The following is a 21,448-nucleotide window of genomic DNA, read 5'->3' on the forward strand; positions in this document are numbered from 1 at the left end:
ACCGCTGAGGGAGAGCAACTCTGGAAAGACATTACCAATAAGCAAACTTAAAATTTAACCATGAACATCAGTGCTTAACTTTATCTTGCAATCAGGGTGATCAATTTTCTATAATCACAACTGGTCAAATTTCGGTTGTCATAACTAAACCCAAATCAACAAAGCGGACGGCAACTCCGCCACCTGTCTGTTTTTCCACGAGGCGATCGTGGTCGACGGCCAACCGCGTCTGCTCTCCATTGCCCAGGACATAACCGACCGGAAAAAAGCCGAAAAAGAAAAGAAACTGCTGTTCAAACAACTGCAGCAGTCCCAGAAACTGGAAGCCATCGGCGTCCTGGCCGACTGAACTAACCATTTTAAACCATGAAGATGATCCTCGGTTAACCGAGGATCTGGAAAATGTCATGCGGGCCGGAGCCCGAGCCAAGGAGCTGGTGAATCAGATTCTGACCTTCAGCCGCCAGTCCCACAACGAAAATTCCCTCTGCAGCTACAACCGATCATCAAGGAAGCTGTCAAGATGATGCGTTCGACCCTGCCGGCAACCATCAGTATCGACGAAATCATCGCCGGCGATTGCGGCGCGGTGATGGCGGATCCAACCCAGATGCATCAGATTCTGGTCAACCTCTGCACCAACGCCTTTCATGCCATGGAAAAGAACGGCGGCCGGCTGAAGGTTGGTCTGCAAAGGGCGGCCTCCCCGCCCGCCGCCCTGCTTGAACAGGTCCAGGCCGGCAGTGAATTCCTTGAACTTTCGGTCAGCGACACGGGATGCGGCATTGAAGAAAATCTTTTACAAAGGATTTTCGATCCTTTTTTTACCACCAAGGAACAAGGTAAGGGTACCGGCATGGGCCTTTCTATTAGCCATGGCATCGTCAAGGAACACGGCGGCGTCATCATGGTCAACAGTGTCATCGGCCAAGGCACCGCCTTCAAGGTTTACTTGCCGGAATACAGCCGCCCCGCAGGCAAGCGCTCCCGCAACCGAGATCGCCCTGCCCGGCGGTGATGAAAAGATTCTTATCGTTGATGATGACAAGATGGTAGCCGAAAGCATGCAGGCCATGCTCATCCGGCTCGGCTATCGCGCCACCGCCGTCCTTGACAGCAATCAGGCCTGGCACCTGTTTCGTGAACATCCCCAGGATTTTGACCTGGTGGTTACCGACCTGACCATGCCCGGACTGACCGGCATCGAACTGGCCGAAAGAATCAACTGCCTGCGCCGGGAAATGCCCGTCATTCTCTGCTCCGGCTACAATTACCTCAGCGACGACATCACCATGTCCCGAACCGGCATCAGGGCGGTAATCAAGAAACCGGTAAACATCGCGGTGCTGGCTGAAATCATGCGACAAGTGCTGGATCGAGCCGCATAAAGCTCTGCGATCGTTTCCGACCCGACCGACCTATTCGCGAAAGCGGGTAAAGAACCGCTTCACCGCGATCGGTCGGCGCGCCTCCATTCTCCGGACCAGAATCCCCCCCTGTAAAGCCCGGCGCCCTTCCCCGAAAACCGGAGCCGCAACCTGATACAAAAGTCCGGTCACCAGACGCCCCTGATCATCTCCACAACGAGCCAGATGCAAAGCCCGGTCGAAATCAGTCGTCTCATGGCCTGCAGCCAGAGGTACGGTATGCTGACGATACCAGGCAAAGGTATTGGTCTAATTAAAGGATACGCAAGGGCTCAAAAGATCGATAAAGGCCGCGCCCCGGTGCCGGAAAGCCCTTTTAATCAGGTCAACCAGCTCCTCCTGGTTGCCGGTAAAGGAGCGGGCGACAAAGGTCGCGCCACTGACCAAGGCCAGCGCGCAGGGATTGAGAGCCGCGGCGCCGCTGCCCTCGGGCTGGATCGGGGTGGTAACGGAGGCGTCCGCGGTGGGCGACGCCTGCCCTTTGGTCAGGCCGAACACCCGGTTATCACTGGCGATAATGGTGACGTCAAGATTGCGCCGCAGGTTGTGGATAAAACGATTGCCACTTTCGGCAAAAAAGCAGCCGTCGCCAGAAGCTCAGCCGCAGCCAAAATCCTGGTGACCAGAGCGCAATTAAGCGGATAGAGGTAGCGAAAAACCGCGACCCCCAGCAGAGCAACAGCAGGCCATCGTCGTCACCATAAATTTCAGGGCCCGGAAAAACCGCCGCCAGCCCCTCTCCTTTGCGCCGGCGTTTATCAAACTGGGCCACCCGATTTTCCCGGTCGTCACTTAAACGGCCGATTTCAGTATGTTCATGGCTATCCTGCTGCACAATCCAGCGGGAACTGCCCGCGTAAGCGCAAGGAGAAATTTCGGATTCGGTGAGCCTATAGCGGGCCAGCAACTGCGAAGATTCCGGTTCAGACGCGACCTGCCCCCGATCAATCACGACCCGCTCAAGATCATATTCCGGCACCAGCGTCTGCGCGTCACCCAGGGCCTGATCGGTCAGAACAAACACCGGCAACTGCCAGACTTCCGCCAGATTAAGGGCTTCGGCGGCCAGATAAAAAGCATTCTCGGGACCGGTCGGAGCCAGCACGGCCCGAGGAAATTCCCCTTGTCCGGCAAAAACCGCCTGCAGCAGATCGGACTGTTCCGTGCGCGTGGCCATGCCGGTCGCCGGACCGGGACGCTGAGCATTGATGATAACCACCGGAGTTTCCGAGATCCCGGCCAGATTAACGGTTTCCGTCATCAGGGAAATACCACCGCCCGAGGTTCCGGTGACCGCCCGCAGCCCGGCGAACGCAGCCCCGCAGGCAACATTCAAAGCGGCAATCTCGTCCTCGACCTGCTCCACCACAAGATCGCTTTCCTTTCCGAAAGCCGCCAGATAATTCATGACCGACGTCGCCGGACTCATGGGATAACCGGCATACAGACCCAGTCCTCCGGCCACCAGGCCCAGAGCCAGGCCGGCATGGCCGGAAAGCCGCAAGGCCCCGACCGGGGCCCGCTGTTTAGCCTTCGGCTGCAGCCAGACCGGCCCGGTTTTCGGCAGCCGGCTGAAAACCTCTATGATTTCAAGGTTCAGAGCAAGAATTTCCTTTGACCTGGACTCGTCAAAAAACTCAGAAACCAATCGCTTCAGGACTTCCGGTTCAAAACCGACCCCTACCGCAAACCGGGCCAGCAGCTTAACCCCAACAAATTTTTCCGCTTTTGCCTCCGGCAGCAAATCTTCCGGAAACGAAAAAACCCGGGAATCACGGATACCGGTCGTCACCGACGCCGAAGCAAGGGCCTGTCCGCCTTCCTTCAGCGCGGGCAGATACAGCTCCAGGCTCTCCCGATTGAACGCCAGCAGCATGTCAATCCCGGCAACCGCTGCCGCCAGGGGCCGATCGGCCAGGCGCAGACGCATGAAATTATGGCCGCCGCGGACCCTCGACTGATAATCATGCGTCAGAAACAGATGATAGCCCAGCCGGTGACAAAAACGGGCGCAGAGCTCCGCCGTCGTCTGCACTCCCTGGACGGCAGCTCCGGCAAGCACGATATTGTATTCCAGCATAGGCAACCCCCTGTTATTTTTTCTAGCGTAAGCTCATCGAAAACCTCAACCCTTTGCCACGAACAACCTTATTGAGGCAAAGCCTTCAGTTTGCGTTTAAATTCCCTGGCTACCAGCGGATCTTTTTCCCAGGCCAGTAAATCCCGGTAAAGTTTAGCCAACTCGACGGTTTCGCCCTGGCCCTCATAATAAGTGACCAGGCGCAAGGCAGCAAGATAACGAAAGTTACTCTCATTATTTTTATAAAGCGCAAGATAACGGGGCCAGGCTTCTCCTGATTCCTGGGAGCGATGGAAACTCTCCGCCAAAAAAAAGGTTACCCGATCAACCAGTTCCGGTCCCAGAGACAGCGTTTCCAACCAGAGCAGAGAAGGCTGCGCCTGAGCATAGGCCTTTTCCCGAAAAAACTGCTCAGCCACCAGCAAAACCAGCTCCGGATAACTGCGTAGCAGCTCTTCATTCTCGCGCCGATCCAGGGGAAAATGAGCCTTTACTTCAGTTCTGATCCAGTCTTCCGTCTCCAACCGGGCTCCGTCGGCCGCAGCGACAAGATAAAGTTCCGACAAAAGTTGCAACCGTTTTCGCGGGCTCGAATAGTATTTGTAAATTGAACGAAAAAATACGGCCGCATCCCGTTCTCGACCCATTTTTCTCAAACAGCGCCCGGCGGTCAGATCAAAACCAAAACGAGTCGGATCAGGCTCTTGTTCCGGGCTTACCGGCGGCAACGCCGAAGGCACATATCTGACAAATTCAGCACAGTCGCCGACGGCGGCAAGAGCGTTCAAATAAGGCGCGAAAACAAGTTCCTCGCGCCAGAAATTTTTATCTTCATCAACCAGATTGCGACCAACCTTGACCACCTCGGACAAATGCTGCCGCCGGTATTCCAACCACAGCAGGGAGCGCAAATAAGCTATCCGTTGTTGATGACTGGAAGGCAGCAGGCTTAAAATTTCATTGAGACGCCGGCATAAGACGTCCTCATCCTGACGCTGCCGTGCCATTTCAATCAGGTAACGGTAAAAAATTATTTTTTCCGCAACCGGCAAAGAAAACTTAACCACCCTCACTAAGGCCGGCTCCAGCCAGACAGCCTGTCCCAATTCAGGTTCAAGTCTGAGCGCCTCCTGCAGGGCCGCGCTCAACTTATCCGGCAGCAGGATTCCATCCGGCAACTGCAACCAGAGCTCAAGAATCGTTTTGACCGTCGGCTGCGCCCGGCAATGTCCGGCGCTGTCAATCACCATGACAAAAAACTCCTGGAGCTCAACCGGGGAAAAAGCGTAGTCGTCAAGCCGGGCCAGAATGCTTTGCTGAGCCGCCAAGCCTCCCGGATAATCCTGGATCTGATAACGACTAAAGGCCGCAATCCAGTTAATTTCGTGCCTGCCCAGCGCTTCGACGCGTTTTTGCTCGGCCCCCACGCTTTCCACCAGGGGGGTGATTTCCCGGTTGGCGGCGGCAAAATCCTGATCGGCAAAATAAATCCGGGCCAGTGCCAAACGGGCCTCCGGCACTGACGCAGACTCCGCATACTCTTCGAGCAGTTCATGTAAACAGCGGCGGGCTTCGGCGCGGTTGCCCTGAGCCAGCCGGCAGAACGCCAGCTGCAATTGTAAACGGGCCGGTTCAATTCCCAGTTCAGCCGGGGTTGATGATTTCCTGACCACGTGAAAAAGTTCCGCGGCCCGCCCACAATCTCCAAGCTCCAGGGCGCAGAGCAACAAGGTCAAACGTACGCGCCCGACCATTTTCGAAGTCGAGTGATTTTTTAGAAAGCGTTCGAGCTCCTGACCGGCAAAATCATAGAGACCATCTTCGAAGGCACCGAAAGCAACCCGGGCATCGTCGTATTCATCCGCAGAGACCGAATGAAACCAGCCTCCCCCCCAGATAGAGATACAAAACAAGCTACAGCTTAAAAACAGGACTAAACGCCACCGCATAGGTAATCTCTCCATCGTCTTAGTAGGTGCCTCACAGTTAATTTTCGGTTTGAAAAACCAAGTAAAGCAACCGAGGCGAGTACTTATTTGCGGACCGTAGAGACCGCTGGGGTTGCCGGGCTCATTCCCACATCAGGGAACAGAGCATACATAAATTTCTTCAGTGCCCCTTGGATCTACGGTGTCACTGTGCAAGGCTCAAAATAATTTTCCAAGCCAGAAGAAAGCCTGACTCTGAGTTTTCCTCACTTGACATAAAATCAAAGCCGCATTACACAGGCCTCATGACAAAAATCATCCTCATTGGCTGCGGCGGTTTTTTCGGAGCCATCAGCCGCTACCTGGTTTCCGGGTTGATCTACAACCTGCTCGGGACCGGTCTGCCCTACGGCACCCTGATCGTCAATCTGGCCGGTTCTTTTCTGCTGGGCGGACTGGCTCGCATTGCCATGTCCTCTCAGTTGCTGAATGACCATGTTACAGCCTTAATCGGCATCGGTTTTCTTGGCGCCTTCACCACCTTTTCCACCTTCAGCGTTCAGACCATGGAACTCCTTGAGAGCGGCAATCTGACCAAGGCCATGCTCAATATCGTTCTGAATCTGACCCTGTGCCTGGCCGGAGCCTGGCTGGGTCTGAGCCTGGGACGCCACTGCTCCTGAGCTGTTATTCCCGCTCACCTGCCCACCAGATCAAGCTTCTGCAGACCAATATAATCTTTCTCAAAAAAATTTAGCCTTGACATTCACCAGATATTGTGTTTTAAGTACGGCCTTAACGCAACATGTAGTACCTGTACCCAAAACTTAAAGTTCCAGTAAAGCTCTTAAAATTATTACTTTTTCGTTCCTCCAGGAACCCATGAAGGGAGTAGCATGAAAAACCAGGTCTCGGCCCAAGAAAAGATTCCCAGTCTGCCCAAGAACGCCACCCTACCGCAGTTCAGCAAAAATGCCATCACCGTCCTTGAACGCCGCTACCTGAAAAAAACCGAGACCGGAGAACCCGCGGAAGAGCCCAAGGACATGCTCTGGCGAGTCGCCTGGACCATCGCCTCGGGGGAAAAAGACCATAACCCACAAGCCGATATCAAAAAACTGGCCGGTGAATTTTATGAAGCCATGGCCCGGCTGGAATTTCTTCCCAATTCCCCGACCCTGATGAACGCCGGTCGCGAACTAGGACAGCTCTCGGCCTGTTTCGTTTTACCGGTCGATGACTCGATGGAAAGTATCTTTGAAGCCGTCAAACAAACCGCCCTGATTCACAAAAGTGGAGGAGGCACCGGTTTTTCCTTTTCCAGAATCCGCCCGAGCAACGATCTCGTCCATTCCACCAGTGGCATTTCCAGCGGTCCTCTCTCCTTCATGCGGGTCTTTGACTGCGCCACCGAAACCATCAAGCAAGGCGGCACCAGACGCGGCGCCAACATGGCGATTTTAAGAGTCGACCATCCCGACATCATGGATTTCATCAAAATCAAATCCGACTTGAGCAAACTGCAGAATTTCAATCTCTCGGTAGCCCTGACCGATGATTTCATGGCCGCCCTCAAGAGCGACGGAGATTACGACATCATCAACCCGCGCAATCAGGAGGTCGTAAAACGACAAAACGCCCGTAAGGTTTTCAAGCAGATTGTTAAACAAGCCTGGCTTTCCGGTGAACCCGGCATCATTTTCATAGACCGTATCAACGCCGACAACCCGACCCCACAAGTCGGAGCCATCGAAAGCACCAACCCCTGCGGTGAACAACCGCTGCTCCCGCATGAGTCCTGCAACCTGGGCTCCATCAATCTGGCCCGCATGGTCACCGACGGTCGGGTTGATTTCGAAAAGCTTGAACAAACGGTCAAGACCGCCGTCCACTTTCTCGATAACGTTGTCGATATCAACAATTACCCGCTGACGGTGATTGAGAAACAGACCAAGGCCAACCGGAAAATCGGCCTCGGGGTGATGGGCTTTGCCGACCTTCTGCTCATGCTTGAGACTCCCTACTCATCAACCGAGGCCCGCGAACTGGCCGAAGAGATCATGTCCTTTATCGACCGCACGGCTTACAACACTTCAATAGAACTGGCTGAAAAACGCGGTCCCTTTCCCAATTTTCCGGAAAGTATTTACGGCACCAGGAATCCAACCGTCCCACTGCGCAATGCGACCCGAACTACCATCGCCCCCACCGGCACAATCAGCATTCTGGCCGGTTGTTCCAGTGGCGTGGAACCGATTTTCGCCCTGGCCTTTTTACGTCGGGTCATGGATGACGACGAGCTTTTCGAGGTCAATCCGATTTTTGAAAAGGTCGCGCGGCAAAACAACTTTTTCAGCCAGGCCCTGGTCAAGAAAATTGCCCATAATGGCAGCTGCCACAATGCCGATGAAATTCCCGAGCGTTTTCGCCGTTATTTTGAAAGCGCCCACGATATCAACCCTCTGGATCACATCGAAATTCAGGCGGCCTTTCAGAAATACACCAATAACGCGGTCAGCAAGACCATCAACTTCGCCCATGACGCAACCATCGAACATGTCGAGAAGGCCTATCTCCTGGCTTATGAAAAAGGCTGTAAAGGGGTCACCATCTACCGCGACGGTTGCCGTGAAAATCAGGTTCTCAATATCGGCAAAACCGACAGCCGGCAACTAAATTCCACTCTCGGGGAAAAACCAACCAAAAGGGATCGCCCCCAAACCCTGGTGGGACGTACGTACCAGATGACCACTGGATGCGGTCCCCTTTACGTCACCATCAATGATGATGAAAAAGGGCTGGCTTTTGAGCTTTTTAATACGATTGGCAAGGCCGGAGGCTGCGCCGCCAGCCAGAGCGAAGCCATCGGCCGCCTGGTCTCATTGGCGTGGCGCAGCGGCCAGCAGCCGGAACCGATCATCAAACAGCTGATCGGCATCAGCTGTCATAAACCGGCCGGCTTCGGCGAAAATCGGGTTACCTCTTGCGCCGATGCCATCGCTCAGGCGATTCGTCACCACCTTGAGAAAAATAACGGCAAACGCGACCAAGCCCTGCACGATGACAGCAATCTGGCTTTCGGGGCCTGCCCGGAGTGCGGTGGGGTGGTCGAACACGAAGGCGGCTGCATGGTCTGCCATACCTGTGGTTATTCAGAATGCGCGTAACAATTGACCAACTCATAGATACGACGGCGTTTCAGCAGGGGAAATTCGCTTTCCAGAACCCCAACCAGATCCCGCCCGCTGCACCCGTTCGTAAAAACCTGGTCCGCCAGACGATTTTTCAGACGAAGTTCCTCCTCTAAAAGCCTTTGTGGGTCCCGGCTGTACTCCTTGAGATCGCAGCCGGCGACTAACAAAGTAATTTCTCCCCGCCATTCCTGCTTTTCTCCCCAAGCCAACAACTCCGTTAAGGATAAACGCAGAAATTCCTCGTAGAGTTTGGTCAATTCCCGGGCGACGCAGGCCGATCGGTTACCCAGAACCGCCGCCATAAGCTGCAGGGTCGCATTAAGACGGCGAGGAGATTCATAAAAGATCAGGGTTGCTTCAATATTTTTCAGGGCTTCGAGACGACGACGCACAAGCCCCGGCTTGACCGGGAGAAAACCGGCAAAGTAAAAGGCATCTGAAGGCAGCCCACTGGCACAAAGAGCGCTAATCGCGGCGCAGGCTCCGGGCAGAGGGGTGACGCGAATCCCGGCATCCAGAACCAGCTGCAGCAACCGGTAACCAGGGTCGGAAATTCCCGGAGTACCGGCCTCGGAGATAAGTCCGATGCGGGCGCCGTTTTGCAGCTGCAGCAGAATCTCGGCCAACCGTTGCGGAGTGGAGTTATCATGCAGGGAAAGCAGACGAGCCTGAATCTGGTAACGTTGAAAAAGTTTTTTCGCCGTCCGTGTATCCTCGGCCGCGATCAGATCGCAGGCACGCAGGGTTTCCAGAGCCCGCAAAGTAATATCAGCCAGATTACCAATCGGGGTGGCAATCAGGAAAAGTTCACCGGCCCCGGTCATGGCGCCCAACCCGCCAAGCGCTGCCGAAACACGGCATGTCGCCGCATCCGGCAAAGGACCTCAACCAGCTCAGGGTCCTTGACCCGGGTTTCGGTCTCCCGCCGCCAAGCGTCTGCCTCAGCTTCCGAAACCAGAGCGGCAAGAGGAGGTTTCTCCCGAGGGGCGGGCCTCGCCCCGATCGAAAACTGATCTTGCGTCCTGACCGCCCGGCAGTGAATGGTGGCAATCAGAAACTTGCCGACCAGTTCATTGACCCGCTTGATAATTTCCTCCTGCATATAAATCAGCTGATGCGCCCAGGCGCTGCTTTTCACCTCGATATAAAGGGTATGATGCTTGATTCTCACGGGTTGACATTTATCGACCAGACCGCCGCCGACAACCTTGCGCCATTGGCGAAAAACATCTTCATGCAACAATCTTTCCTTGAGTTTGGGAGAGCTCAGAACCCCGTCCACCAGGGTGCCGACCGGCAACGGCTGCGATCTTCGGTGCCGGCCAGGCTCCCGGCGGTTCCGGTAAAATAATTGCATGATTCAATTCAAATTCGAGGTTTTGGTATCTTCAGACTCAGGTCTTTATCGTTGGTCCGAGCCTCCTTTTTCGACCGTCTCCTTCCGATCAGATCAGGACGGCTAGCCCAGACGGGGAAATAAGGCTTCACCTTTGGCGACCAGACCCGAGGCCAGCCCGCCCCAGACAAAAACCTCGGGACCGGCAACCGCATCAGGCCGGGCCTGACCCAGCTGTTCCGCCATCAACAGGGCTTTTCCGGGCATCACCGGAAACAGATAAACACTCAACAGACGCAGACTTTCAAGCACGCAATAAAGCACCTGATCCAGTTCAGCCGCCCGGCCGGGGTCCTTGGCCAGGCTCCAGGGCGCCTGTTCATCGATAAAACGGTTACAGTTTTCCACTAAACGCCAAACCGCCGCCAGCATCTTGTGAAAAGCCAACTCAGCCATGGCCTTTTCGACCGCGCCGCGAACCTCTTCGGCCAGCCGGTCAAAGGCCTGATAATGCGGTGACTCAACATCGCCGGCCGGAATCAGCGCTTGGCGATATTTACCGACCATCGCTACCGTCCGACTCAGAAGGTTGCCGAGATCATTGGCAAGTTCGCTGTTGATCCGACCTTTCAGGGCCGTCTGGGAAAAATCTCCATCCAGGCCAAAAGGCACTTCCCGCAGGAGAAAATAACGAAAGGCATCAACCCCGAATTCCTCAACCACGGCCAACGGATCGACCACGTTTCCCACCGATTTGGACATCTTTTCACCCTCAACCGTCCACCAGCCGTGGGCGAAAATCTGACGCGGCAGGGGAAGGTCGGCAGCCATGAGAAAGGTCGGCCAGTAAACTGTATGAAAGCGGAGAATATCCTTGCCGATCAGATGCACATCCGCCGGCCAGAGCCGAGCAAAACGGTCTTCGTCATCGGGGAAACCAGCGGCCGTCAGATAGTTGATCAAAGCATCGAACCAGACATAGAGAACATGGCGCTCATCATCGGGAACCGGAATGCCCCAGCTGAAGCTGCTGCGGCTGATGCTTAAATCGCGCAGTTCCTCCCGCAGAAATCCGGAAATTTCATTAAACTTCCCCTTCGGCCGAATGAAAGCTTCATGGGTTTCCAGATAAGCGAGCAAGGCCTGCTGAAATTTTGACATGGCAAAAAAATAGCTCTCCTCGCGAACCTTCTCGGCCGGCCGACCACATTCCGGACAGTTGCCGGCCACCAGCTGTTTTTCGGTCCAGAAAGTCTCGCAGGGCACACAATACCAGTCTTCGTAATGTCCGAGATAGATTTTGCCGTTAGCCTTAACCCGCTGATAAAAAGCATGAACCGCTCGATGATGACGAGCCTCGCTGGTGCGAATAAAATCATCATGGGATATATTGAGCAGCTTCCAGAGATGACGAAATCTTTCAACTACCTGATCAACCAGTTCCCTAGCGCTTAAACCGCGGAGCGCCGCCGTCTTTTCGATTTTTTGGCCGTGTTCATCGGTTCCGGTGAGGAAGAACACCTGTCGACCCAACAGCCGCTGATACCGGGCCATAACATCCGCCGCGATCGTGGTGTAGGCATGCCCGATATGAGGCACATCATTAACATAGTAGATGGGGGTGGTAATATAATAAATTTTATCTTGAGTCTCATTCATAATTTTCTCTGGTTGGGGTGACCTTCACGGATTCGAGTTGATTTTGGCTTTGTAAAAATAGTCCCGCTATAAAAACCGGCTTTTTACCAAGAAACTCTACCTAAGATTTCTGTTCCTGTGCTTTTTCGGCAGGCGGGGTTTCTTTTTTACGACGATTGCGGTTACGACCGCCTCCTTTAGAGCCTTTGCCCCGGCGTGAGCTTCGGGACCGAGGAGCCTCCTCCGCCTTAACCAAGGCTTCTCCTGCGGCCGGGCTACGATTATCAAGCGCTTTCTTTTCCGGTTCAGAGGCCTGAACCGGAACCCGTGTTTCTTCCTGAGAGACGCCGGTTTCAGGCCCGATTTCAGCCCTAAAGCCGTTTCCAACCTCATTTTCTGAAATATCCTTGCGGCGATTTTTACGTCTGCCTTCATTTTTACGGTAGTTATCGTACTCATAACCTAGACAACACATCAAACGACCGCAGATGCCGGAGATTTTCATCGGGTTAAGCGCCAGATTCTGTTCTTTGGCCATTTTCACGGTAACCGGAGCAAATTCAGAGAGAAAAGCGGAACAACAAAGTTCCCGTCCGCAGATACCCACCCCTCCCAGCATCCCGGCCGCGTCCCGAATCCCAATCTGCCGCATTTCGACCCGCAGATGAAGACCATGAGCCAGGTCCTTGACCAGGTCCCGAAAATCGACCCGGTTTTCCGCCGTAAAATAGAAAACCACCCGGTTACTGTCATGCATTAACTCAGCTTGAACAAGCTTCATCTGCAGACCCAGTTCGGAGATTTTCTCACGACAGGCTCGAGCCACTTCGAGTTCACGATCGCGGTTCTCCTGAAGCTTGACAAAGTCTTCCTCCCGAGCCTGTCGCAAAACCTTTTTAACCGTCTTGGGGTCAACGCCCTCCGGCAGACCGGCCCGTTCCGGAGAAACCACGACCTGCCCGATATTAATCCCGCGCTCGGTCTCGACAATAACCATATCATTGACCTTGAGATGCAACGCCCCGACTTCAAAACAATAAACTCTCCGCGAATTGCGAAACGCAACCCCGGCATAGCGATTAACCATTTATAACCTCAAATAAATCCGTCAGGCGCTAGACCAAACCGCCTAGACTGAAATGATTCCCGTAAAGAAAGCCTCTAAGGCCAACTTCAAATTAATATTGACTGCAAGATCATTCTCAATCAGGTCCAATTCCCGGCGCAAGCTTACAAGTTTAAGGCGCCCAAGACAAGCAAAACAAGCGATCTCATGTTGCCAGCCGACCTCAGCCTCAACCTCGACGCCCTCGGCCCAAAGGATGGCATCATGAAGAAAATTACGTATAATAAAGAAAAGTTCAGATGTAAACTCAAAAGCTGAGGCCGCTTCCGCAAGTTCAAGCGCCTGTCTGATACTGCCTTGCGGCAGAGAGGCGAATTTTTCGACAAAACCCCGACCCCATTGCCGATTCTCGGGAACCAGAAAGAACAGAGCCCGCACAACACTTCCAGCGGCCCAGGCGGCGGCTTCAGCTTGGTCAGCCGGAGAGAAATCACGCGCGCCTTCATGTTGGGACAAAATTTGGACCAGAGCCGTTCGGGCAAGGACGACAAAAGGAAAAAGCAGACATCGCGAAAGCATGGTTGCCGGCAGCAGCTCATGGCAATGACTGATCAAGACAAAAAAAACCGAGGTTTTCGGTTCTTCAAGGGTCTTTAACAAAGCGTTGACGGCGACCAAGTTCAGCAGGTGAGCATTTTGGATAATCACAATCCGCTGTTTCCCGGCCACCGGCGCCAAACTGATAAAATCCTGCAACTGACGAATCTGCTCAATCTTAATCTGAAGTTTCTCGGGCTCGATCAACAACAGATCGGGATAACGGCGTCTTTCAATCTGAATACAGGTAGGACATCTGCCACAGGAATCCCCTTCGCCCCGGTTTTTGGCCGAGCAACTTAAGGCTGCCGCCAGCAGAAGTGCCGCTCTGGTCTTACCCACGCCTTGCGGACCGGCCAGCAACAGAGCCTGCGGTACCCGACCGGAAGCCACCATCTGCCGCAGTCGCTCCCGAGCTGTTTCCTGTCCGAGCAGATCAGCGAAGGGCATATTTCTTCACAAACTCCCGCCAGATAACGGCATGCATGTCCTCGATCCCGCAAGTTGCGTCAACGACCTGAATGCGCTCCGGTTCGCGGGCCGCCAGGGTCAGAAAACCCCGGCGTACCGCTTCGTGGAAATCAAGCCGCCGCCGTTCAAAACGATCCGCAACCCCAACCGACCCATTTTCCTGATTACGACGCAGAGCCCGCTGTAAGCCGATTTCCGCCGGGCAGTCCAGCAGGAAGGTCAACTGCGGCCAGCAGTTACCGACAACCAAATGATTAAACTGATCAACCCGCGCGGTCTCCAGGCGACGATCGACAAAGCCCTGATACACCCAGGTCGAATCCACGTAACGATCCAGCAGAACCAGAGCCTTACGGCGCAAAGCCGGCGCAACCACGAGACGACAATGCTCGGCCCGGTCCGCAAGATAAAGAAGCATTTCCGTGAGCGCATCCGGATCATAGGCCGGATCAAGCAACAATTTTCTTAACTCCAGACCAAGCGCGGTGGCACCCGGTTCCCGGGAAACCACAACTTCCCGGCCCAACCCCCGCAACCGCCCTGCCAGCAAGGCTATCTGGGTCGACTTGCCGCAGCCCTCCATGCCTTCAAAAGTAAGCAGCAGGCCGCTATCTGCAAGTTTTACCATAATTTTTCATCAACCTGTCAGTTTCATAGCCCGCCTCTGCGGATCAGACGCACACACCAAAAGACACCTTAAACGGTCACCATGCTCCGGAGCCGACTTCGTCCTCTGGAGCTTTACCCCTCTGAAAAGCCGGCGACACCCCGCCCGCCGACAGGGACAGAACATCAACTCATGAACAAAGGCTTTGAGAAAATTCCGGTGGGATTCATTGCAGGCGATAAGCCAGCTCGACTACCGTTCGACAATATAATTTACTGTGGTTATAACTCCAAACCACATCCTCCCGGGCCTGACGGTCAAGCCCCGGACGCCAGCCATTCTTTTTCAGATAATGGGCAACGCTAGCGGCCGCATCCTTAAAATCATATAAATCAATCCGTCCGTCCCCATTGCCATCAACCGCATAATTGAGGCAGCTGGAAGGGATAAACTGACAGATGCCGAAAGCCCCGGCCCAGGACCCCTTAACCTGATCCACCTCAATCCGGTCACTCAACTTAAACAGCGCCACCAGCTGTTCATACCCCCAGAGTGCTTTTTTTTGAGCCCGTCTTTGAAGCCACTGGTATTCGAGCTCGGGATAACTCTTTTTAAGCTCGGCATACACAACCCGCAGATGCTGTTCCTCGGCGCAGGAGGCCAGAGAAAAAAACACCTCCAACAAAGAATAGCTCCCTTGATATCGACCCAGATCCGATTCAACCAGGAAAATAGCGGTTATCAATTCGCCTTCCACCTGGTAAAGCGCTTCGATTCCCGAAAGCCAGGCCCGGTTTTCTTTCAGAAAAAGCCGCCCTTTGCCCACGGTCGCCGGCTCCAGAAAACGATCATAGACCGCCTGATACTCAACCTGTTTAAGATTCTTACCGATAATTGCCGGGCTCACCGTCAATTCCCGGCAAAACCGATTCACCAGTTCCTCCCCTATCCCCTCCTGTTCAAGCAGGCGAAGACAAGGCGAAGCCCCGTCGGCAATTTGGCCACCGAGTAACCCCCAAGCCAGACAGATAAAAAGAATTGGCCTTAAAATCAGATCTTGAAGCCGCGACCAAATAAACATACTCACCTCCAGATCAGAGCTTGTCGGTTCTCGAAATCAGGCAGTTTAAATAATTGCCACCCCATCGTCCCTGGGGGAAAATGTCAAAACTTCAGCTGGTAGAATACGACGAGCAAATCCCGCTTTCAATGACTGATAAGATATTGATTTTTCAAACTGTCGGCACCAAATAACCAAGAACCTGCAAAGATAGTAACAATAAGTGAAAAAAAAATCTATAAAAATACTTGAACTTGACCTGACAATTTGATAGGTAGTCGATGTGATTGTGCTGGGCCGGGATACGGTGGTGAAATAGGTTTCCCCGAACACTCCCAATCGAAAAATTCACCTAAGGAGATCGTTCCGTGGACGTACGATATATCAACCCCTTTATTGAAGCCACCATGAATGTGCTTAAAACCATGGCCTTTATTTCATCAAAACCTGGGAAACCATTTATCAAGAAAAGCCAAGCGGCAACCGGTGACATCACCGGCATAATCGGTCTCTCCGGTGACAAGGAAGGTTCGCTTTCCATAACCTTTTCGTTTCCCTGCATCAAAGCGGTTCTCGAAAAGATGCTGGGTGAAGTTCATGACGATCTTAACGAAGATGTCTCCGATGCCGTCGGTGAAATCACCAATATGATATGCGGAAACGCACGCAACAAACTCGAGGCTCAGAATATCAACCTGTCAGCCGGCATACCAACCATCATCACGGGCAGGGACCATACCATTACCCACGTTACAAAATCGGCAATTGTCGTGCTGCCTTTTGAGACCGATTTCGGCAATTTTTCCCTTGAATTCGCCTTTATCTGATGCCAGCCTCGGCTTCAAGCTTCACGCTCTTCGTTCCCCAACGCTGAACGTCACGGAAACCAGCCTTCCTAAGACCCCGTTTCCTCGCTCCTTAAAGCAAATCATTAGCTGAAAGAGTTTCTCCACGAAGTTGGCCGCAGGCGGCACTGATATCGGCACCTTTGCTGCGCCGAGTCATAACCGTCAGATTGCGCTTTTGGAGACAGTTGAGAAACTCCTCTATCTTTTCAGGCCGGGGTTTTTTGAAAGGCAATTCGGGATGTTCATTAAAGGGAATAAGATTGATCTTGGCCGACAGCGGGGCGACCAGGTCGGCCAGACGACGGGCATCTGCCAGCGAATCATTAAGATCGGCAAACAGAATATACTCAAAGGTTATCCGTCGGCGGCGATTAAGCGGATAGTCACGACAGGCGGTAAGCAGGGTTTTAAGATCGTAACGCCGGTTAACCGGCATCAGCCGGGCGCGCAATTCATCCGTAGTGGCATTGAGGGACACGGCCAAGGAAACCTCAATGCGGCGCCCGAGCTCCTCGATTTGCGGAGCCAGCCCACAGGTTGAAAGAGTAATCCGGCGGCTGGAAAACTGCAGACCATCATCGTACATCATGATTTCCAGGGCCCGAATCACCCCTTCCAGGTTATCGAGTGGCTCCCCCATTCCCATTAGGACAAGATTGGTAATCACCCCTCGGGCCGGCGCTTCAGGATCAATCCGACCGATCACCTGAATCACCTGATCAACGATCTCGGCGCTACTCAACTGCCGGCAAAAACCAGACTGACCGGTCAGGCAGAAACGACAGCCCATGCGACAACCCACCTGGGTTGAAAGACAGATAGTCAGACGTTCCTTTTCCCCGATCAGGACCGTTTCAATGGTTTGGCCGTCCTCAAGCTGAAAAAGATATTTACGAGTCCCATCCTCAGCCACCTGTTCCCGCAGACAAGTCAGGGTACTGATATAGGATGAAGCTTCGAGATACTCACGGCACGCCCGGGAAAGGTTGGTCATCAAGGCAATTTCAGAAACCCGTTGACGATAGAGCCAGCGAATAATCTGGTCGGCGCGAAAACGCTCTTTACCAATAGCGGTCAGATAGTCGGCCAGCTCCTGCCGGGTCATGCCCTTAAGATTCTGCCTGGTTTTAGGGCTTTGTGAAATCAATGCAAATTCCCGTCGGCGGCGTCAAAAAACCAGAAGCTTTGGGTGGTCCGGCAAGTTTCGTCATTTGCCACCTTTTCATAAAATATTTGAGCAAACCATAGCTGCCGTAGTTCGGAGACGCTGGCTTCGACAACCACCGAGTTCAACGAATTCATTTATTTTTCAGCCACCGCGAATTGGCCAGCCTAAATTGCTTGACCTTGTAATTCATAACCCGCTTACTGATACCCAATCTTTCAGCGGCATCCTTCTGAATCCAGTTGCACGCCTCCAGGGTCGCAATCAACAGAGAACGCTCCATATCCTCGAGTTTGAGCCCTTCCGGGGGGATTTCGAACAACGCGGGCGGCTCGGGGCTCTCCGGCATCAGAGTGCGCATAAAACTTAAATCAGCCACGGTAATTTCAGGGCCGTCACTCATCAAAATCGCCCGTTCAATACAGTTCTGCAGTTCACGGACATTGCCAGGCCAGTGATACTGTTGCAGGAAATGGGCGGCATCAGGATGCAGAGAGTTGATATTTCTTTTCAGGTCCGCCGCAAATTTGCGGATAAAAAATTCCGCCAGCAATGGAATATCAGCCCGCCGCTCCCGCAGGGGGGGCAAATGCACATTGATTACATTGATACGATAAAACAGATCCTCACGGAAGGCTCCGTCGTGGATAATCTTGGCCAGATCCTTGTTCGAAGCCGAAATAATTCGCACATCGACCTTGATGGTTTTATCTCCCCCCAACCTTTCAAATTCCTTTTCCTGCAGCACCCGTAACAACTTAGCCTGAGTACTGAGACTCATATCACCGATTTCGTCAAGAAAAAGGGTTCCCCGGTCAGCCTGTTCAAAACGTCCGATCCGCTGGCGGCTGGCCCCGGTATAGGCCCCTTTTTCGTGGCCGAAAAGCTCACTCTCCAACAGATTGTCATGCAAAGCGGCGCAGTTAACCTTAACAAAACTTTTCGCCGCGCGCGTGCTGCTGTAATGAATCGCTCCCGCCACCAGTTCCTTGCCGGTCCCGGTTTCTCCGGAAATAAGAATACTGGCGTTGCTGGAAGAAACCTTGCGCAACAAGGCAAAAACCTCCTTGATCGCCTGACTTTCCCCGATAAAATTATCAAAGCGATAAATAATGTTGCGTTCATGCCGCAGATAGGTCAGCTCATGCTCATAGAACCTGACTTTCAAAGCCTTCTCAAGACGCAGGCAAAGTTCATCCAGACCATAGGGACGCTGAATAAAATCAGCGGCTCCGGCCCGCATGGCCGCAGCCACTACATCAACCGGGCAAGAGACCGCCATCAGGACCACGACGGTGGTTATAAGAAGATCCTCATGACTCCTAAGAAATTCCAAGCCCCCGCCCGGCAACAAAGCCACTTCGGCCAGCAACAGCTGATACGAAGTTTTGCCGAGCAGAACTCCGGCTTGTTCCCCGCTGTCCACCTCATCCACCTGGAACTCAAGACCGCGCAAAGCGGCAACCGTTTCCTGGCGAATGCGACCCGGGTGATCGATAAGCAAAATCCGGCCGACCTGCCCCATTGGTTTACGCCTCTATTCCCATTCAATCGTGCCCGGCGGTTTCGACGAAATATCGTAAACCACTCGGTTGATACCGCGCACTTCATTAATAATACGATTAGCAATGCGACCCAGCAGATCGTAAGGCAGCCGCACCCAATCCGCCGTCATGCCGTCGAGACTGTTAACCGCCCGCAAAGCAATAACCTTCTCGTAGGTCCGTTCATCCCCCATGACGCCAACCGTCTTGACCGGAATCAGAACAGCAAATGACTGCCAGATCTCGTTGTAAAGCCCGGCTCTATGAATTTCTTCAATCAGGATCGCGTCAGCCTGCCGCAACATGGCGAGACGGGCTTCGGTAATCTCACCGATCACCCGAATTGCCAGTCCCGGACCGGGAAAAGGTTGGCGGTCAATCACCTCGGAAGGCAGACCCAGTTCCCGACCGACCTCGCGCACCTCATCCTTAAAAAGCTCCCGCAAGGGCTCAACCAGCTTGAGTTTCATTTTCTCCGGAAGCCCGCCGACATTATGATGACTTTTGATCACGGCTGAAGGCCCCTTGAAGGAAACACTCTCAATAACATCCGGATAAAGGGTTCCCTGGGCCAGAAAATCAACCCCTTCCAGCGCCTGGGCCTCGGCTTCAAAGACCCGGATAAACTCGTTGCCGATAATTTTTCGCTTCTTTTCAGGATCGGTGACCCCGGCCAGAAGTTCCAGGAAACTGCGGCTGGCATCGACATAACGCAGATTAATCTGAAAATGCCGACCAAACATCTTCTGGACTTCTTCAGCCTCAGACTGACGCAAGACCCCGTTGTTAACAAAAATACAGGTCAGCTGTTCACCCACGGCTCGATGTAGAAGCAGAGCGGCCACCGACGAATCGACTCCACCGCTCAAACCGAGAATAACCTTGCCGTCACCTACCTGAGCACGAATCCCGGCAATCGTCGTCTCGATAAAGGAATGCATCGTCCACAGACCCCGACAGCCACAGATTGAAAACAGGAAATTTTTCAGTATCAGTCGCCCGTTCCGGCTATGCACCACCTCGGGATGAAACTGCAGGCCCCAGGCTTGTTTCTCAGGACTGGCGAAAGCCGCCACCGCCGCATTTTCCGTCGCCCCGATCGCCGAAAAACCTTCCGGCAAAACCAGCACCTTATCACCATGGCTCATCCAAACCTGTTCCGGAAATTCAAGTCCCTGCCACAGGGGATCGTTGGCCACCCGCTGCAGGCTGGCCAGACCGAATTCACGTTCGGCCGAATGCCCGACCTTGCCGCCCAACCGCTCGGCGATCTCCTGCATGCCGTAACAGATACCGAGAATCGGCAGTCCCAGGCTAAAGACCCCATGGTCGACATGAGGGGCGCTGCTGCCGTAAGTGCTGGCCGGACCGCCGGAAAAGATAATTCCCCGAGGAGCAAACTCGCGAATTCGGGCTAAGGACAGATTAAAGGGATGAATCTCACAGTAAACCTTATGCTCCCGCACCCGCCTGGCAATGAGCTGCGTGTATTGCGAGCCGAAATCAAGAATGAGGATTCTTTCCTCATGAATGTCATGCTGCTGCATTATGACAATTACTCCATTCGATAATTGGGGGCTTCCTTGGTTATAATGACATCGTGGACATGGCTTTCACGTAAACCCGCCGGGGTAATCCGCATCATCACGGCATCATGACGCAAGGCATCAATCGTGGCGCAGCCGGCATACCCCATTCCCGAGCGCAGACCCCCGAGAAGTTGATAGATACTGGAGGAAAGACTCCCTTTATAAGGCACTCGGCCCTCGATCCCTTCGGGAACCAGTTTCTTCTGCTCCACGACCCCATCCTGAAAATAACGATCCTTGCTGCCGGCCTGCATGGCCCCGAGAGACCCCATGCCACGATAGAGTTTGTAGCTGCGGCCCTGGTAAAGAATGGTTTCGCCGGGACTCTCCTCGGTTCCGGCGAACAGGGAACCGATCATCACGCAATGAGCCCCGGAAGCTATGGCTTTCACAATATCGCCGGAAAACTTTATCCCGCCATCGGCAATGATCGGCACTCCATATTTCTCGGCCACTCCATGACAGGCTATCAGAGCCGACACTTGCGGCACCCCGATTCCGGCCACGATCCTGGTCGTACAGATTGACCCGGGGCCGATACCGACCTTGACGGCATCGGCCCCGGCCTTAATCAAAGCTTCCGTGCCGGCTGCCGTCGCAACATTTCCGACAATCAACTGGCAGGCAAAATTTTTCCGGGTCGCAGCCACGGCTTCCAGCACGCCCCGACTATGCCCATGAGCGGTGTCAATCACAATCACGTCGGCTCCGGCCTTGAGCAGAGCCGCGACCCGTTCCTCACGGTCACCGGCCACACCGACTGCCGCTCCAACCCGCAACCGCCCCATCCCATCCTTGCAGGAATCGGGATACATACGCGTTTTTTCGATATCTTTGATGGTGATCAGTCCCTGCAAACGATTATCGTCATCGACTACCAACAGTTTTTCAATGCGAT

At 53.7% G+C, this 21,448-nt stretch carries 20 protein-coding genes; 5 read left to right on the forward strand and 15 right to left on the reverse strand.

All coding sequences use genetic code 11. The annotated features are described in order from the left end of the window. Positions 1 to 523: 523 nt before the first annotated feature. Both ENN66_03955 and ENN66_03960 read left to right on the forward strand, forming a co-directional pair. The gene (locus ENN66_03955) at positions 524 to 1,018 is read left to right on the forward strand and encodes a hypothetical protein (GenBank protein HDS15761.1); all 495 of its coding nucleotides are present in this window, start codon (positions 524 to 526) and stop codon (positions 1,016 to 1,018) included. Then, the gene (locus ENN66_03960; protein HDS15762.1) at positions 876 to 1,388 is read left to right on the forward strand and encodes a response regulator; all 513 of its coding nucleotides are present in this window, start codon (positions 876 to 878) and stop codon (positions 1,386 to 1,388) included. Before ENN66_03955 ends, ENN66_03960 begins: the two co-directional genes overlap by 143 nt. 30 nt (positions 1,389 to 1,418) lie before the next feature. Here ENN66_03960 and ENN66_03965 read toward each other — a convergent pair whose 3' ends face one another. The 4 genes from ENN66_03965 to ENN66_03980 all read right to left on the reverse strand — a co-directional run bounded on the left by ENN66_03965 (position 1,419) and on the right by ENN66_03980 (position 5,456). After that, the gene (locus tag ENN66_03965; protein HDS15763.1) at positions 1,419 to 1,637 is read right to left on the reverse strand and encodes a hypothetical protein; all 219 of its coding nucleotides are present in this window, start codon (positions 1,635 to 1,637) and stop codon (positions 1,419 to 1,421) included. Positions 1,638 to 1,676: 39 nt separating this feature from the next. Next, positions 1,677 to 1,979 (reverse strand): hypothetical protein, encoded by a 303-nt coding sequence (locus ENN66_03970; protein HDS15764.1) that lies wholly within the window; start codon positions 1,977 to 1,979, stop codon positions 1,677 to 1,679. Further along, positions 1,954 to 3,507, reverse strand: a complete 1,554-nt coding sequence (locus ENN66_03975) for a 2-oxoacid:acceptor oxidoreductase subunit alpha (GenBank protein ID HDS15765.1) — start codon at positions 3,505 to 3,507, stop codon at positions 1,954 to 1,956. Before ENN66_03975 ends, ENN66_03970 begins: the two co-directional genes overlap by 26 nt. Before the next feature lie 68 nt (positions 3,508 to 3,575). After that, positions 3,576 to 5,456: a hypothetical protein gene (locus tag ENN66_03980; protein ID HDS15766.1), complete on the reverse strand. Its 1,881-nt coding sequence runs from the start codon at positions 5,454 to 5,456 to the stop codon at positions 3,576 to 3,578. Between the two features lie 284 nt (positions 5,457 to 5,740). On the opposite strand from ENN66_03980, the gene crcB reads away from it, so the two are divergent. Together crcB and ENN66_03990 are read left to right on the forward strand one after the other, a co-directional pair. Then, entirely contained in the window at positions 5,741 to 6,118 is a 378-nt protein-coding gene (crcB, locus tag ENN66_03985; GenBank protein ID HDS15767.1) for a fluoride efflux transporter CrcB, read from the forward strand. 213 nt (positions 6,119 to 6,331) lie between these two features. After that, the gene (locus ENN66_03990) at positions 6,332 to 8,602 is read left to right on the forward strand and encodes a vitamin B12-dependent ribonucleotide reductase (GenBank protein ID HDS15768.1); all 2,271 of its coding nucleotides are present in this window, start codon (positions 6,332 to 6,334) and stop codon (positions 8,600 to 8,602) included. Here ENN66_03990 and rsmI read toward each other — a convergent pair. The 7 genes from rsmI to ENN66_04025 form a co-directional block, all read right to left on the reverse strand. Then, positions 8,584 to 9,453 carry a 16S rRNA (cytidine(1402)-2'-O)-methyltransferase gene (gene rsmI, locus ENN66_03995; GenBank protein ID HDS15769.1) on the reverse strand — a complete coding sequence of 290 codons (870 nt, stop codon included), beginning with the start codon at positions 9,451 to 9,453 and terminating at the stop codon, positions 8,584 to 8,586. The two genes, ENN66_03990 and rsmI, sit on opposite strands and share 19 nt — an antisense overlap. After that, the gene (locus ENN66_04000) at positions 9,450 to 9,986 is read right to left on the reverse strand and encodes a DUF721 domain-containing protein (GenBank protein ID HDS15770.1); all 537 of its coding nucleotides are present in this window, start codon (positions 9,984 to 9,986) and stop codon (positions 9,450 to 9,452) included. The genes rsmI and ENN66_04000 overlap by 4 nt, the downstream gene beginning before the upstream one ends. 102 nt (positions 9,987 to 10,088) lie before the next feature. Next, entirely contained in the window at positions 10,089 to 11,624 is a 1,536-nt protein-coding gene (metG, locus tag ENN66_04005; GenBank protein HDS15771.1) for a methionine--tRNA ligase, read from the reverse strand. 100 nt (positions 11,625 to 11,724) lie between these two features. Further along, complete coding sequence (locus tag ENN66_04010) at positions 11,725 to 12,690, reverse strand: hypothetical protein (GenBank protein ID HDS15772.1); 966 nt, start codon at positions 12,688 to 12,690, stop codon at positions 11,725 to 11,727. Positions 12,691 to 12,732: 42 nt separating this feature from the next. After that, the gene (gene holB, locus ENN66_04015) at positions 12,733 to 13,716 is read right to left on the reverse strand and encodes a DNA polymerase III subunit delta' (protein HDS15773.1); all 984 of its coding nucleotides are present in this window, start codon (positions 13,714 to 13,716) and stop codon (positions 12,733 to 12,735) included. Then, positions 13,703 to 14,365: a dTMP kinase gene (tmk, locus tag ENN66_04020; GenBank protein ID HDS15774.1), complete on the reverse strand. Its 663-nt coding sequence runs from the start codon at positions 14,363 to 14,365 to the stop codon at positions 13,703 to 13,705. Before tmk ends, holB begins: the two co-directional genes overlap by 14 nt. Before the next feature lie 205 nt (positions 14,366 to 14,570). After that, positions 14,571 to 15,425 (reverse strand): lytic murein transglycosylase, encoded by an 855-nt coding sequence (locus ENN66_04025; protein HDS15775.1) that lies wholly within the window; start codon positions 15,423 to 15,425, stop codon positions 14,571 to 14,573. A gap of 386 nt (positions 15,426 to 15,811) precedes the next feature. Between ENN66_04025 and ENN66_04030 the strand changes: the two genes are divergently transcribed. Continuing rightward, positions 15,812 to 16,231, forward strand: coding sequence for a chemotaxis protein CheX (locus ENN66_04030; protein ID HDS15776.1), 420 nt, complete (start codon positions 15,812 to 15,814; stop codon positions 16,229 to 16,231). Between the two features lie 91 nt (positions 16,232 to 16,322). Here the strand turns inward: ENN66_04030 and rlmN are convergent, their stop codons facing one another. From rlmN to ENN66_04050, 4 genes are all read right to left on the reverse strand, one after another. Then, the gene (rlmN, locus tag ENN66_04035) at positions 16,323 to 17,357 is read right to left on the reverse strand and encodes a 23S rRNA (adenine(2503)-C(2))-methyltransferase RlmN (GenBank protein ID HDS15777.1); all 1,035 of its coding nucleotides are present in this window, start codon (positions 17,355 to 17,357) and stop codon (positions 16,323 to 16,325) included. A gap of 193 nt (positions 17,358 to 17,550) precedes the next feature. Then, positions 17,551 to 18,942, reverse strand: coding sequence for a sigma-54-dependent Fis family transcriptional regulator (locus ENN66_04040; protein HDS15778.1), 1,392 nt, complete (start codon positions 18,940 to 18,942; stop codon positions 17,551 to 17,553). A 12-nt stretch (positions 18,943 to 18,954) separates the two neighbouring features. Then, positions 18,955 to 20,508 carry a glutamine-hydrolyzing GMP synthase gene (gene guaA / locus ENN66_04045; GenBank protein ID HDS15779.1) on the reverse strand — a complete coding sequence of 518 codons (1,554 nt, stop codon included), beginning with the start codon at positions 20,506 to 20,508 and terminating at the stop codon, positions 18,955 to 18,957. An 8-nt stretch (positions 20,509 to 20,516) separates the two neighbouring features. Then, positions 20,517 to 21,448 (reverse strand): IMP dehydrogenase (locus ENN66_04050; protein ID HDS15780.1); only part of this gene is annotated, 932 nt, incomplete at its 5' end.

The organism is Pseudomonadota bacterium, from assembly GCA_011049115.1.
Taxonomy (GTDB): Bacteria; Desulfobacterota; Anaeroferrophillalia; order Anaeroferrophillales; family Tharpellaceae; genus DSCM01.

Bases quoted from the DNA above. Each gene is read 5' to 3' on its own strand.
- ENN66_03955 (HDS15761.1), top strand. From the start codon at position 524: ATGATGCGTTCGACCCTGCCGGCAACCATCAGTATCGACGAAATCATC.
- ENN66_03960 (HDS15762.1), top strand. From the start codon at position 876: ATGGCATCGTCAAGGAACACGGCGGCGTCATCATGGTCAACAGTGTCA.
- ENN66_03975 (HDS15765.1), bottom strand. From the start codon at position 3,507: ATGCTGGAATACAATATCGTGCTTGCCGGAGCTGCCGTCCAGGGAGTG.
- ENN66_03980 (HDS15766.1), bottom strand. From the start codon at position 5,456: ATGCGGTGGCGTTTAGTCCTGTTTTTAAGCTGTAGCTTGTTTTGTATC.
- crcB (HDS15767.1), top strand. From the start codon at position 5,741: ATGACAAAAATCATCCTCATTGGCTGCGGCGGTTTTTTCGGAGCCATC.
- ENN66_03990 (HDS15768.1), top strand. From the start codon at position 6,332: ATGAAAAACCAGGTCTCGGCCCAAGAAAAGATTCCCAGTCTGCCCAAG.
- rsmI (HDS15769.1), bottom strand. From the start codon at position 9,453: ATGACCGGGGCCGGTGAACTTTTCCTGATTGCCACCCCGATTGGTAAT.
- ENN66_04000 (HDS15770.1), bottom strand. From the start codon at position 9,986: ATGCAATTATTTTACCGGAACCGCCGGGAGCCTGGCCGGCACCGAAGA.
- metG (HDS15771.1), bottom strand. From the start codon at position 11,624: ATGAATGAGACTCAAGATAAAATTTATTATATTACCACCCCCATCTAC.
- ENN66_04010 (HDS15772.1), bottom strand. From the start codon at position 12,690: ATGGTTAATCGCTATGCCGGGGTTGCGTTTCGCAATTCGCGGAGAGTT.
- holB (HDS15773.1), bottom strand. From the start codon at position 13,716: ATGCCCTTCGCTGATCTGCTCGGACAGGAAACAGCTCGGGAGCGACTG.
- tmk (HDS15774.1), bottom strand. From the start codon at position 14,365: ATGGTAAAACTTGCAGATAGCGGCCTGCTGCTTACTTTTGAAGGCATG.
- ENN66_04025 (HDS15775.1), bottom strand. From the start codon at position 15,425: ATGTTTATTTGGTCGCGGCTTCAAGATCTGATTTTAAGGCCAATTCTT.
- ENN66_04030 (HDS15776.1), top strand. From the start codon at position 15,812: ATGAATGTGCTTAAAACCATGGCCTTTATTTCATCAAAACCTGGGAAA.
- rlmN (HDS15777.1), bottom strand. From the start codon at position 17,357: ATGACCCGGCAGGAGCTGGCCGACTATCTGACCGCTATTGGTAAAGAG.
- ENN66_04040 (HDS15778.1), bottom strand. From the start codon at position 18,942: ATGGGGCAGGTCGGCCGGATTTTGCTTATCGATCACCCGGGTCGCATT.
- guaA (HDS15779.1), bottom strand. From the start codon at position 20,508: ATGCAGCAGCATGACATTCATGAGGAAAGAATCCTCATTCTTGATTTC.